This is a genomic window from Pseudalkalibacillus hwajinpoensis, from assembly GCF_015234585.1.
Classification (GTDB): Bacteria; Bacillota; Bacilli; order Bacillales; family Guptibacillaceae; genus Guptibacillus; species Guptibacillus hwajinpoensis_B.
Genome location: NZ_JADFCM010000007.1, coordinates 30,120 through 43,074, shown reverse-complemented (window position 1 = coordinate 43,074; position 12,955 = coordinate 30,120). Strand labels below are relative to the sequence as shown.

The window sequence follows — 12,955 nt, the reverse complement described above, 5'->3', positions numbered from 1 at the left end:
TTATTTTCCCCCTTCCTCTTTTTGCGTTCCTTTCGTTGGAAGGACTTCACCACGATAGATCCAAATCTTCACACCAAGCTTACCGTAAGTAGTATCTGCTTCTGCAGTACCATAATCGATGTCAGCACGAAGTGTGTGAAGAGGTACAGTACCTTCACTGTATGATTCAGAACGAGCAATATCAGCACCGTTTAGACGGCCAGATACTTGCGTTTTAATACCTTTTGCTCCGGATCTCATTGCACGCTGGATTGTTTGCTTCATAGCGCGACGGAATGAAACGCGGTTTTCAAGTTGACGAGCGATGTTATCAGCAACTAGAGTTGCGTCGATGTCAGCTTGTTTGATTTCGAAAATGTTAACGTGAACTTTCTTACCTGTTAGTTCCGCGAGAGACTTACGAAGAGACTCAACTTCAGAACCACCTTTACCGATTACCATACCAGGTTTAGCAGTTTTCACTGTAACATTCACTCGGTTTGCTGCACGTTCGATTTCAACAGCTGAAACAGATGCATCTTTCAAACGTTTTTCAATATATTCACGAATTTTAATATCTTCGTGTAAAAGGTTAGCGTAATCTTTGTCTGCGTACCATTTAGACTCCCAATCACGAATGACACCAATTCGAAGTCCTACCGGATTAATTTTCTGACCCACTCGTTATCCCTCCTTCTTTTCTGATACCACGACTGTGATATGGCTAGTACGCTTGTTAATGCGGCTAGCTCTACCCATAGCGCGTGGGCGGAAACGTTTCATTGTTACTCCTTCGTCCACAAACACTTGAGAAACCGTAAGATTGTTCGGTTCTAGCTCAAGATTATGCTCTGCATTAGCGATCGCAGAGTTAAGCACTTTCTCAACTACTGGAGAAGCAGCTTTGTTTGTGTTGCGCAAAATCGCAATAGCTTCACCGACTTGCTTTCCTCGAATGAGATCTACGACTAAGCGTGCTTTACGAGGAGCAATACGCACGTGTTTTGCAACAGCTTTAGCTTGCATTCGTTGTACCTCCCCTCAAATTAACGTCTAGTTTTTTTGTCATCTGCAGCGTGCCCGCGATATGTGCGAGTTGGAGCAAATTCACCAAGTTTGTGGCCGACCATGTCTTCAGTAACATAAACCGGTACATGCTTGCGTCCATCATAAACTGCAAAAGTGTGTCCAATAAATTCTGGGAATACTGTTGAACGACGAGACCAAGTTTTGATAACTTTTTTGTCGCTCTTTTCATTTAAGTCTTCGACCTTTTTCATTAAATGATCGTCGACAAAAGGTCCTTTTTTCAAACTACGACCCATTTGTGAACCTCCCTTTTGAGATTATGCTACGGCTCCTTGGAACCGTAGGAAAATCTCGTTATTTTTTACGACGTCGTACAATGTACTTGTCAGAGTCTTTGTTTTTCTTACGTGTCTTAAATCCAAGGGTTGGTTTGCCCCATGGTGACATTGGTGATTTACGTCCGATCGGCGCACGACCTTCACCACCACCGTGTGGGTGATCAACTGGGTTCATTACAGAACCACGAACTGTAGGACGAATGCCCAACCAGCGAGAACGACCAGCTTTACCAATATTGATAAGCTCGTGCTCAAGGTTACCAACCTGACCGATTGTAGCGCGGCAAGTAGATAGAATCATACGAGTTTCTCCAGAACGAAGACGTACTAGTACGTATCTGCCTTCTTTACCAAGAAGCTGAGCTTCTGCGCCAGCAGAACGAACAAGCTGTCCGCCGCGGCCTGGTTTAAGTTCGATATTGTGAATAGTAGTACCAACTGGAATGTTGATTAGTGGAAGAGCGTTTCCTACTTTAATGTCAGCTTCAGCGCCAGACATGATTTCAGTTCCTACTTTAATTCCTTTTGGAGCAAGAATGTAACGCTTCTCTCCATCAGCATAGTTGATAAGAGCGATGTTAGCAGAGCGGTTTGGATCGTATTCGATCGTAGCAACGCGTCCTGGTATTCCATCTTTGTCTCGTTTAAAGTCGATAACACGGTATTTACGCTTGTGACCGCCACCTTGGTGACGAACTGTCAAGCGACCTTGGTTGTTACGACCGCCTTTTCTATGAATCGGTGCAAGCAACGATTTTTCCGGCTGGTCTGTTGTGATTTCAGCAAAGTCAGATACTGACATACCACGACGACCGTTTGTGGTCGGTTTATACTTTTTAATCGCCATTCTTATTTCCCTCCTTCACTATTAATTTTTAGCCTTCAAAGAAGTCCAATTCTTTGCTTTCTGGTGTAAGCGTCACGATAGCTTTTTTGCGACGTGGTGTAAATCCGCTGTGGCGGCCAACACGTTTCTTTTTACCCATATAGTTCTGAGTGTTAACTCCTGCAACTTTAACTCCGAAGATTTCTTCTAGAGCACTCTTGATTTGAGTTTTGTTAGCACGAGTATCAACTTCGAAAGTATACTTTTTGTCTGCCATTACGTCTGTAGTAGCTTCTGTAATAACGGGGCGCTTGATGATATCACGAGCGTTCATTACGCTAGCACCTCCTCTACTTTTTCCACAGCGTCTTTTGTCATAACTAGTTTGTCAGCTTTAAGGACATCAAGGATGTTAAGTCCAGCTGAAGTTACAACAGTAACACCAGGAATATTGCGTGCAGATAATGCAACTGCTTCGTTATAGTCTCCTGTAACGATAAGCGCCTTGTTTTCTGCAGATAAGCTTGATAGTACTGATTTCATTTCTTTTGTTTTTGGAGCATCAAAAGAAATGCTGTCCACGATGACCATATCCTCTGTTTGTACTTTAGAAGACAAAGCAGAACGGATTGCCAAACGGCGAACTTTTTTAGGTAGCTTATAAGAATAGCTTCTTGGTGTCGGACCAAATACTACTCCACCGCCAACCCATTGTGGTGAACGGATTGAGCCCTGACGAGCACGACCTGTTCCTTTTTGGCGCCATGGTTTAGCTCCACCACCGCGTACTTCTGAACGATTTTTTACGTCATGATTACCTTGACGCATAGATGCTTGTTGCATGATAACCGCATCATACATAACACTTTCGTTTGGTTCGATGCCGAAGATTGCTTCAGCGAGTTCGATGTCGCCGACCTGTGCTCCGGTTTGGTTGAACATTGTTACTTTAGGCACTTGGATATCCTCCCTTCTTACTTAGCTTCTTTTGCTTTAACCGCGCTTTGAATAGTTACGTAGCTCTTCTTAGCTCCAGGTACGTTACCTTTTACTAGAATGACGTTACGTTCTACATCAACTTTAACGATCTCAAGGTTTTGTACAGTTACACGTTCGCCACCCATGCGACCAGGTAGAAGTTTACCTTTCATAACACGCATTGGATCGATAGGTCCCATTGAACCTGGACGACGGTGATAACGAGAACCGTGAGTCATTGGTCCGCGAGATTGGTTATGGCGCTTGATTGCACCTTGGAAACCTTTCCCTTTAGACGTACCAGTTACATCAACTACGTCACCTTCGTTAAAGATATCTACCTTGACTTCCTGACCAATTTCGTAACTACCTTCTGCGTTACGAATTTCTTTCACGAAGCGCTTAGGTGTCGTGCTAGCTTTCGTAGCATGGCCTTCTTCAGGCTTGTTGAAGCGAGACTTCTTCTTGTCAGCAAAACCAACTTGGATTGCTTCGTAGCCGTCTGTATCAACCAATTTCTTTTGAAGGACAACGTTTGGTTCTGCTTCAATAACAGTTACCGGGATAATATCTCCGTTGTCAGCAAAAACTTGTGTCATGCCTACTTTTCTTCCTAAGATTCCTTTGGTCATTCGTCACACCTCCTAATTGTTTTTAAATGATTTATTTAGCGTTATATTAAAGTTTAATTTCGATGTCAACGCCAGACGGTAGGTCCAAACGCATTAACGAGTCAACCGTTTGTGGTGTAGGCTCGATGATGTCGATAAGACGCTTATGCGTACGCATTTCAAACTGCTCACGAGAATCTTTGTACTTGTGTACAGCACGTAGAATTGTGTAAACAGATTTTTCCGTCGGCAACGGGATTGGTCCGGATACTTGAGCACCTGAACGTTTTGCTGTTTCTACAATTTTCTCAGCAGACTGATCTAGAATACGGTGATCATATGCTTTTAAACGAATACGAATCTTTTGCTTTGCCATTATTTCCCCTCCTTTATCGCCCATATTGTTATAGACAGTTCTCCGTGAAAATAAACCCAACACACTCGCCATGGCAAAGGGGCCGGGTGTGTCAGCAACCTTCCACATCATCGCTGTTTATGACCAACATTCTTATTATACTAAATTAAGCGCCTATATGCAAGGTTAAGCTCAATTAGAAAAGTATGTCGATCGCACACTCTTGATAGTATAACGGCCTGCGCCGAAAAATGCAAGGTCTAAAAGCAATTTCAGACTATTCAATGAATCGGTTGTAATTTCAAATGGTCCTGATCGAACCCATTTGTCTAATCTAACATAGATTCAAAATAAAAAACACCCGGAAAAATCCGGGTGTTTTGTTTAATCAATGAGATTACTCAGTGATTGTTGCTACAACGCCTGCGCCTACAGTACGTCCACCTTCACGGATAGAGAACTTAGTTCCATCTTCGATTGCGATTGGAGCGATAAGTTCAACTGTCATTTCGATGTTGTCTCCAGGCATAACCATTTCAACGCCTTCAGGAAGAGCGATTGTACCAGTTACGTCAGTTGTACGGAAGTAGAACTGAGGACGGTAGTTAGCGAAGAATGGAGTGTGACGTCCACCCTCTTCTTTAGAAAGAACGTAAACTTCAGCTTGGAACTTAGTGTGAGCTTTTACAGTTCCTGGCTTAACAAGAACTTGTCCACGCTGAATGTCGTCGCGGGATACACCACGAAGAAGTGCACCAATGTTGTCACCAGCTTCAGCATAGTCAAGAAGCTTACGGAACATTTCAACACCAGTAACTGTTGTTTTCTTGTTCTCTTCAGCAAGACCAAGAATTTCAACTTCGTCACCGACTTTGATTTGTCCACGCTCAACACGGCCAGTTGCTACTGTACCACGACCAGTGATTGAGAATACGTCCTCAACTGGCATCATGAATGGCTTGTCAGTGTCACGTGTTGGAGTTGGGATATACTCATCAACAGCGTCCATAAGTTCATAAATCTTAGCTTCGTAGTCAGCGTCGCCTTCTAGAGCTTTAAGAGCAGAACCTTTGATTACTGGAACTTCATCGCCATCGAAGTCGTATTCAGAAAGAAGATCACGAACTTCCATTTCAACTAGTTCAAGTAGTTCTTCGTCGTCAACCATGTCGCATTTGTTCAAGAATACAACTAGAGTTGGTACACCAACTTGACGAGCAAGAAGGATGTGTTCACGAGTTTGTGGCATTGGACCGTCAGCAGCAGAAACTACTAGGATTCCTCCGTCCATTTGTGCAGCACCAGTGATCATGTTTTTAACATAGTCAGCGTGACCTGGGCAGTCAACGTGTGCATAGTGACGGTTTTCAGTTTCGTACTCAACGTGTGCAGTTGAGATTGTAATTCCACGTTCGCGCTCTTCAGGAGCACCATCAATTTGATCATAAGCCATAGCAGTACCGCTACCTGAACGCTTATGAAGCACTGAAGTGATCGCAGCTGTTAGAGTTGTTTTACCATGGTCAACGTGTCCAACTGTACCAACGTTAACGTGGGGCTTGGAGCGGTCGAATTTTTCTTTAGACATTAGTGTTTCCTCCTTTGATTACCAAGAAATTATCTATGCCAAGATAGGCGTATGAGTGAATCAATCTCGCCTATCTTAGATTACAACAAAAGTTGGTTTGCTACAATTATTCGCCTGTAGCTTTTTTAATGATTTCTTCAGAAATTGATTTAGGTACTTGCTCGTAGTGATCGAAAGTCATTGTATAAGTACCACGACCTTGTGTACGTGAGCGAAGCGTAGTTGCATAACCAAACATTTCTGAAAGTGGTACGAACGCGTTAATAACCTGAGCGTTTCCGCGAGCAGTCATACCTTCAACACGTCCACGACGGCTAGTTACATCGCCCATGATGTCTCCCAAGTATTCTTCTGGCACTACAACTTCAACTTTCATCATAGGCTCAAGAAGAGCAGGGTCACAAACAGTCTTAGCTTTTTTCAAAGCCATAGATGCCGCGATCTTAAATGCCATTTCGTTTGAGTCAACGTCATGGTAAGATCCATCAACAAGACGAGCTTTCACGTCGATTAGTGGGTAGCCTGCAAGCAGACCGTTGGCCATTGAATCGCGAAGTCCTGCTTCAACTGCAGGGATATATTCACGTGGAACAACACCACCGACAATTTTGTTTTCAAATTCAAATCCAGCGCCTTCTTCGTTAGGTTCAAATTCAACCCATACGTGTCCGAATTGTCCACGACCACCGGACTGACGTACGAATTTACCTTCAACCTTACCGGCTTTACGGATTGATTCGCGGTAAGCAACCTGAGGTGCACCAACAGTTGCTTCTACTTTAAACTCACGACGTAAACGGTCAACGATGATATCAAGGTGAAGTTCACCCATTCCAGAAATGATCGTTTGGCCAGTTTCTTCGTTTGTTTCAGTTTTGAAAGTTGGATCCTCTTCAGCAAGCTTAGCTAGAGCTACAGCCATTTTATCCTGGTCACTCTTAGTCTTAGGCTCGATTGCTACTGAGATAACTGGATCTGGGAAGTCCATAGACTCAAGGATAACAGTATCCTTTTCATCACATAGAGTGTCACCAGTAGAAGTATCTTTCAGACCAACTGCCGCTGCGATATCTCCTGCGTAAACAGTTGAGATTTCTTCACGAGAGTTAGCGTGCATCTGAAGAATACGGCCTACACGTTCGCGCTTATCTTTAGTCGAGTTCTTAACATAAGAACCGGAAGAAAGCGTTCCTGAGTAAACACGGAAGAATGTAAGCTTACCAACGTAAGGGTCAGTCATTACTTTAAATGCAAGTGCAGAGAAAGGACCATTATCGTCAGCTGTGCGAATTACTTCTTCTTCAGAATCTTTTAGATGACCTTTAATTGCTGGAACATCAAGTGGTGAAGGCAGGTAGTCAAGTACAGCATCAAGAACAAGCTGAACGCCTTTGTTCTTAAATGCAGAACCACAAAGTACAGGATAGAATTCAACGTTACAAGTTCCTTTACGGATTGCAGCTTTGATTTCTTCAACTGTCAATTCTTCACCTTCAAGATATTTCATCATAAGGTCTTCTTCAAGCTCAGCTACAGCCTCAATAAGCTTCGTGCGATACTCTTCAGCTTGTTCCTTGTATTCAGCAGGAATTTCGCGTGATTCTGTACGTGAACCAAGATCATCAAGATAATAGAAAGCTTCCATTGTGATGAGATCAATGATTCCTTCGAAGTCATCTTCAGCACCGATTGGTAGCTGAATAGGGTGTGCATTAGCTTGTAAACGCTCAGTTAGTGTACCTGTGGAGTATAGGAAGTCTGCTCCGAGTTTATCCATTTTGTTAATGAATACGATACGCGGTACGCCGTAGTTAGTAGCCTGACGCCAAACAGTTTCTGTTTGTGGTTCAACACCAGATTGTGCATCAAGTACTGCAACTGCTCCATCCAATACACGCAATGAACGTTCAACTTCTACTGTGAAGTCTACGTGACCAGGCGTGTCAATGATGTTAACACGGTGGTCTTTCCACTGGGCAGTGGTAGCAGCAGAAGTGATCGTGATTCCACGCTCCTGCTCCTGCTCCATCCAGTCCATCTGTGATCCACCCTCGTGAGTTTCACCGATTTTGTGGATACGCCCTGAGTAGAAAAGAATACGCTCAGTAGTTGTTGTTTTACCAGCATCGATGTGAGCCATGATACCGATATTACGTGTATCTCTTAAGGAGAATTCTCTTGCCATTAGTATTTCTCCTTCCTTTTATAAAGGGATTTGGGTTGTGTGCTGATTACCAACGGTAGTGAGCAAATGCTTTGTTAGCTTCAGCCATTTTGTGCTGTTCTTCACGCTTCTTAACAGAAGCACCTGTGTTGTTAGCAGCATCCATAATTTCGTTAGCAAGTCTTTCTACCATTGTCTTTTCACCGCGAAGACGGGAATAGTTCACAAGATAGCGAAGACCTAGAGTTGTACGACGATCTGGACGTACTTCAACTGGAACCTGGTAGTTTGCACCACCAACACGACGAGCGCGTACTTCAAGTACTGGCATAACGTTCTTCATCGCTTGGTCAAATACTTCCATAGCCTCTGTGTTTGTGCGTTCCTGAATAAGATCAAATGCTTTGTATAGCACCTGTTGAGCTTTACCTTTCTGACCGTCTACCATAAGGCGGTTGATCAGGCGAGTAACTAGCTTGGATTTGTAAATTGGATCTGGTAATACGTCACGACGTTCTACTGGACCTTTACGTGGCATGGGTTAACCCCCTTTCATGTTTTAGTTAATTAATAGCTATTATTTCTTAGCTGGCTTCGGTCTCTTAGTACCGTATTTAGAACGACCTTGTCTACGATCGTTAACCCCTGCAGTGTCAAGCGCACCACGAACAATGTGGTAACGTACACCCGGTAAATCTTTAACACGTCCTCCGCGGATTAGCACTACACTGTGCTCCTGAAGGTTGTGACCGATACCTGGGATATAGGCAGTTACTTCAATTCCGTTAGTAAGACGAACACGAGCGTATTTACGCAATGCGGAGTTCGGCTTCTTAGGAGTCATCGTACCTACACGAGTACACACACCACGTTTTTGTGGAGATGAAAGATCAGTATGAGACTTTTTGAAGCTATTATATCCTTTGTTCAATGCTGGAGAATCGGATTTCTTTGTTTTAGAAACACGTCCCTTGCGAACAAGTTGGTTAATAGTTGGCATTTTGTTTTCCTCCCTTCTTTTGTTAATAGCAAGCCCACACATCCAGGTGGTTCATGTATAGATAAAAGGAAAGTTTTTACCTGGCAGGTCAAGCCTAGCCTGGTAAAAACGGTTATGCTTTTATCGTAACTGTTGCTGCGCCTACTTCGATTCCACATGCCTTACCTAGCTTCTTCATAGAATCCACTCGGTAAACTGGTATGCTTTTCTCTTCGGCGAGTGCAACAACTTTAGAAGTTACCCTGCGATCAGCGTCGTCAGCGATGAAAACTTCCTTCGCTTCTCCAATCTGGAGGGCCTTTAGAGTTTGTTTCGTTCCGATAATTAATTCATCTGCCTGTGATACTTTTTCATAAGACAAGAACATATCCTCCAAAGTAACAGGATTATCGGAAGCACCTTGGATATAATATCACCCTGTACTTCCGATGTCAACACTTCCCCTGTTTATTCTTGACTAACTAACGCACTTTCTTCTTGTTCTAAAAGCTCTTCAGCCTCTTGTGCTTCACCTGCTACGTTGATTCTACGGTAACGTTGCATACCAGTACCTGCCGGAACAAGTTTACCGATAATAACATTTTCCTTAAGACCAAGTAGCTCATCACGCTTACCTTTGATAGCTGCATCGGTTAGGACACGAGTTGTTTCCTGGAAGGATGCTGCTGATAAGAATGATTCAGTTTCAAGAGATGCTTTAGTAATACCAAGAAGAACCGGACGTCCAGTTGCAGGTAAGCCGCCTTGTTTAAGAACTTTACGGTTAACACCTTTAAACTGGTGAATATCGATAAGGGATCCTGGCAACACTTCAGTATCGCCCGCATCAATAACACGAATTTTACGCATCATCTGACGAACCATAACTTCAACGTGCTTATCGCCAATTTCAACACCCTGCATACGGTAAACCTTTTGCACTTCTGCAAGTAGGTATTCTTGAACGCCGTCAATACCACTAATAGTTAGAAGTTGTTTAGGGTCAATCGAACCTTCAGTTAGAGGTTGACCAGCCTTCACTTCATCTCCTACAACTATTTTCAAACGAGCGCCGTATGGTACAGGGTAGTTTCTTGTTTCAGTTTCACCTTGAACGACAATCTCTTTCTTCTCTTTCACCTCAGCCAAATCAATCACTTTACCATCAAGTTCAGAAACAACAGCCTGACCTTTAGGGTTACGTGCTTCAAATAGCTCCTGGATACGAGGAAGACCCTGAGTAATATCGTCTCCGGCAACACCACCTGTGTGGAATGTACGCATTGTCAACTGTGTACCTGGTTCACCGATTGATTGAGCAGCGATGATTCCAACTGCTTCACCAACTTCTACACGAGTACCTGTTGCAAGGTTACGTCCATAACACTTCTTACAAACGCCGTGACTAGTGCTACAAGTAAAGGCAGAGCGGATATAGACGTTCTCAATACCAGCTTCTACAATTTCAGTAGCGATGTCTTCTGTAATTAGGTTGTTTTTCTCAACAAGAACTTCGTTCGTCTCAGGATGTCTAACTTTCTTAAAGGCAACACGGCCAACAAGACGGTCAAACAATCCTTCGATTAATTCATTTCCATTCTTAATCGCACTAACTTCAAGGCCGCGATCCGTACCACAATCGTCTTCACGAACAATAACATCCTGTGCCACGTCAACAAGACGACGAGTAAGGTAACCTGAGTCAGCTGTTTTAAGGGCCGTATCGGCAAGACCTTTACGTGCACCGTGTGTTGAAATAAAGTACTCAAGTACTGTTAGACCTTCGCGGAAGCTGGATTTGATTGGAAGTTCAATGATCTGTCCAGATGGGTTTGCCATCAATCCACGCATACCTGCGAGCTGAGTAAAGTTAGATGCGTTACCACGGGCACCTGAATCACTCATCATAAAGATTGGGTTGTCTTTTTCGAGTCGATTCATTAGTTTTTCCTGGATACGATCTTTCGCACTACTCCAAATCGCAATAACACGATCATAACGTTCGTCGTCGGTAATAAGACCACGACGGAATTGCTTAAGAACTTTTTCGACTTTCTCTTCAGCCTCATGAACAATTTCTTGTTTCTCAGCAAGTACCACTACGTCAGCTACACCAACGGTAATACCAGCTTTAGTTGAGAATTTGAAACCAAGATCTTTCATGCGGTCAAGCATACGAGACGTTTCAGTCACTTTGAATCGCTTAAACACTTCGGCGATGATCTTACCAAGAATACCTTTCTTAAATGGTGAAATCAATTCGCGCTGAGCAATTTCTTCTTTCACATTCACTCCGTGAGGAAGGAAGTATTTTTCCGGTGTGGCGATTTCAAGGTTATTTGTCGTCGGTTCATTAATATATGGGAATGACTCCGGAAGAATTTCGTTAAAAATCAACTTACCAACCGTTGTCACAAGCAATTGCTTGTTCTGCTCTTCAGTAAAGGCAGATTTATTTAATGATGCAGCAGGGATTGCTACTCGAGAATGAAGATGTGCAAATCCATTCTGGTATGCAATTAATGCTTCATTTGTATCTTTGTAAACAGAACCCTCACCGATTGCTCCTTCACGTTCCATAGTAAGGTAGTAGTTACCTAGAACCATATCCTGTGACGGTGTAACAACTGGTTTACCATCTTTCGGGTTAAGAATGTTCTGTGCTGCAAGCATTAAGATACGTGCTTCAGCTTGCGCTTCAGCAGATAACGGTACGTGGACGGCCATTTGGTCACCATCGAAGTCAGCATTGTAAGCTGTACATACGAGTGGGTGAAGACGAATTGCGCGCCCTTCAACTAGAATTGGTTCAAACGCCTGAATTCCAAGTCTGTGAAGCGTTGGTGCACGGTTTAGAAGAACTGGATGTTCTTTAATTACGTTTTCCAAAACGTCCCAAACTTCAGGGTGAACTTTTTCTACTTTACGTTTCGCACTCTTAATGTTGTGCGCAAGGCCTTTTGATACAAGCTCCTTCATTACGAAAGGTTTGAACAATTCAAGCGCCATTTCTTTTGGAAGTCCACATTGATACATCTTCAAGTGAGGACCTACAACGATAACGGAACGACCTGAATAGTCAACACGCTTACCTAGTAGATTCTGACGGAAACGACCTTGCTTCCCTTTCAGCATGTGAGAAAGGGATTTTAAAGGACGGTTACCAGGACCTGTTACTGGACGACCACGACGGCCGTTATCAATAAGGGCATCGACAGCTTCTTGAAGCATACGCTTCTCGTTCTGCACGATAATGCTAGGAGCACCAAGATCTAACAAACGTTTCAAACGATTATTGCGGTTAATTACGCGACGATACAGATCGTTTAAATCCGATGTCGCAAATCGTCCGCCGTCAAGCTGTACCATAGGACGAAGCTCTGGAGGAATAACCGGAAGAACATCTAAGATCATCCATGACGGGTTATTTCCTGAACCACGAAATGCCTCAAGTACTTCAAGACGTTTAATCGCACGAGTTCTGCGTTGACCTTGTGCAGTTTTAAGCTCTTCTTTAAGGATATCTACTTCTTTATCAAGGTCGATATCAAAAAGTAGTCTGCGGATTGCTTCCGCACCCATTTCTGCAGAGAATGTTTTGCCATACTTTTCACGGTATGCACGGTATTCTTTTTCAGAAAGAAGTTGTTTCTTCTCAAGCGGTGTGTCTCCAGCTTCAGTGACAACATAAGAAGCAAAATAAATAACTTCTTCTAGTGCACGCGGAGACATGTCGAGAACAAGTCCCATACGACTTGGAATGCCTTTAAAGTACCAGATGTGAGAGACAGGAGCAGCAAGCTCGATGTGCCCCATTCTCTCACGACGGACTTTTGCACGTGTTACTTCAACACCGCAGCGATCACAAACGACTCCTTTATAACGGATACGTTTGTATTTCCCACAATGACATTCCCAGTCTTTTGTGGGTCCAAAGATTCGCTCACAGAAAAGACCATCTTTCTCTGGCTTCAAGGTACGGTAGTTAATGGTTTCTGGCTTCTTAACTTCTCCTCTTGACCAAGAGCGGATTTTAGCCGGTGACGCCAGACCGATTTTCATATACTCAAATTTATTGACATCTATCAAGGGGCCTACCTCCCTTTAG

General features: G+C 43.4%; 14 protein-coding genes. All 14 read right to left on the bottom strand.

Translation table 11 applies throughout. The features are described 5' to 3' along the window. Positions 1-660: a 30S ribosomal protein S3 gene (gene rpsC, locus IQ283_RS11385; RefSeq protein WP_098445978.1), complete on the bottom strand. Its 660-nt coding sequence runs from the start codon at positions 658-660 to the stop codon at positions 1-3. A 3-nt stretch (positions 661-663) separates the two neighbouring features. Next, positions 664-1,005: a 50S ribosomal protein L22 gene (rplV, locus tag IQ283_RS11380; RefSeq protein ID WP_048313327.1), complete on the bottom strand. Its 342-nt coding sequence runs from the start codon at positions 1,003-1,005 to the stop codon at positions 664-666. 20 nt (positions 1,006-1,025) lie between these two features. After that, positions 1,026-1,304 carry a 30S ribosomal protein S19 gene (rpsS, locus tag IQ283_RS11375; RefSeq protein WP_048313326.1) on the bottom strand — a complete coding sequence of 93 codons (279 nt, stop codon included), beginning with the start codon at positions 1,302-1,304 and terminating at the stop codon, positions 1,026-1,028. A 58-nt stretch (positions 1,305-1,362) separates the two neighbouring features. Further along, positions 1,363-2,193: a 50S ribosomal protein L2 gene (gene rplB / locus IQ283_RS11370; RefSeq protein WP_194220295.1), complete on the bottom strand. Its 831-nt coding sequence runs from the start codon at positions 2,191-2,193 to the stop codon at positions 1,363-1,365. Positions 2,194-2,221: 28 nt separating this feature from the next. Further along, positions 2,222-2,506 carry a 50S ribosomal protein L23 gene (rplW, locus tag IQ283_RS11365; protein WP_194220294.1) on the bottom strand — a complete coding sequence of 95 codons (285 nt, stop codon included), beginning with the start codon at positions 2,504-2,506 and terminating at the stop codon, positions 2,222-2,224. Next, positions 2,506-3,129 carry a 50S ribosomal protein L4 gene (gene rplD / locus IQ283_RS11360; protein ID WP_194220293.1) on the bottom strand — a complete coding sequence of 208 codons (624 nt, stop codon included), beginning with the start codon at positions 3,127-3,129 and terminating at the stop codon, positions 2,506-2,508. The genes rplW and rplD overlap by 1 nt, the downstream gene beginning before the upstream one ends. Before the next feature lie 17 nt (positions 3,130-3,146). Beyond that, a complete protein-coding gene (gene rplC / locus IQ283_RS11355) occupies positions 3,147-3,782 on the bottom strand; it encodes a 50S ribosomal protein L3 (RefSeq protein WP_194220292.1) in 636 nt (211 codons plus the stop codon). A gap of 46 nt (positions 3,783-3,828) precedes the next feature. Further along, complete coding sequence (gene rpsJ / locus IQ283_RS11350; protein WP_098445973.1) at positions 3,829-4,137, bottom strand: 30S ribosomal protein S10; 309 nt, start codon at positions 4,135-4,137, stop codon at positions 3,829-3,831. Positions 4,138-4,513: 376 nt separating this feature from the next. Further along, on the bottom strand, positions 4,514-5,704 hold the full coding sequence (gene tuf, locus IQ283_RS11345) for an elongation factor Tu (protein WP_194220291.1): 1,191 nt from the start codon (positions 5,702-5,704) through the stop codon (positions 4,514-4,516). 106 nt (positions 5,705-5,810) lie between these two features. Then, complete coding sequence (gene fusA, locus IQ283_RS11340; protein ID WP_194220290.1) at positions 5,811-7,889, bottom strand: elongation factor G; 2,079 nt, start codon at positions 7,887-7,889, stop codon at positions 5,811-5,813. Positions 7,890-7,935: 46 nt separating this feature from the next. Further along, a complete protein-coding gene (rpsG, locus tag IQ283_RS11335) occupies positions 7,936-8,406 on the bottom strand; it encodes a 30S ribosomal protein S7 (RefSeq protein WP_194220289.1) in 471 nt (156 codons plus the stop codon). Between the two features lie 39 nt (positions 8,407-8,445). Continuing rightward, positions 8,446-8,868, bottom strand: a complete 423-nt coding sequence (rpsL, locus tag IQ283_RS11330) for a 30S ribosomal protein S12 (protein WP_194220288.1) — start codon at positions 8,866-8,868, stop codon at positions 8,446-8,448. A gap of 112 nt (positions 8,869-8,980) precedes the next feature. Then, positions 8,981-9,229: a 50S ribosomal protein L7ae-like protein gene (locus tag IQ283_RS11325; protein ID WP_194220287.1), complete on the bottom strand. Its 249-nt coding sequence runs from the start codon at positions 9,227-9,229 to the stop codon at positions 8,981-8,983. 86 nt (positions 9,230-9,315) lie between these two features. Next, positions 9,316-12,936, bottom strand: a complete 3,621-nt coding sequence (gene rpoC, locus IQ283_RS11320) for a DNA-directed RNA polymerase subunit beta' (RefSeq protein ID WP_194220286.1) — start codon at positions 12,934-12,936, stop codon at positions 9,316-9,318. Between the last annotated feature and the right edge of the window lie 19 nt (positions 12,937-12,955).

Excerpts from the sequence above, each read along its gene's own strand:
- rpsG (WP_194220289.1), bottom strand. The coding sequence starts at position 8,406 with ATGCCACGTAAAGGTCCAGTAGAACGTCGTGACGTATTACCAGATCCA.
- rplB (WP_194220295.1), bottom strand. The coding sequence starts at position 2,193 with ATGGCGATTAAAAAGTATAAACCGACCACAAACGGTCGTCGTGGTATG.
- rplC (WP_194220292.1), bottom strand. The coding sequence starts at position 3,782 with ATGACCAAAGGAATCTTAGGAAGAAAAGTAGGCATGACACAAGTTTTT.
- rpsL (WP_194220288.1), bottom strand. The coding sequence starts at position 8,868 with ATGCCAACTATTAACCAACTTGTTCGCAAGGGACGTGTTTCTAAAACA.
- tuf (WP_194220291.1), bottom strand. The coding sequence starts at position 5,704 with ATGTCTAAAGAAAAATTCGACCGCTCCAAGCCCCACGTTAACGTTGGT.
- rpsS (WP_048313326.1), bottom strand. The coding sequence starts at position 1,304 with ATGGGTCGTAGTTTGAAAAAAGGACCTTTTGTCGACGATCATTTAATG.
- rplW (WP_194220294.1), bottom strand. The coding sequence starts at position 2,506 with ATGAACGCTCGTGATATCATCAAGCGCCCCGTTATTACAGAAGCTACT.
- rplV (WP_048313327.1), bottom strand. The coding sequence starts at position 1,005 with ATGCAAGCTAAAGCTGTTGCAAAACACGTGCGTATTGCTCCTCGTAAA.
- fusA (WP_194220290.1), bottom strand. The coding sequence starts at position 7,889 with ATGGCAAGAGAATTCTCCTTAAGAGATACACGTAATATCGGTATCATG.
- rpsJ (WP_098445973.1), bottom strand. The coding sequence starts at position 4,137 with ATGGCAAAGCAAAAGATTCGTATTCGTTTAAAAGCATATGATCACCGT.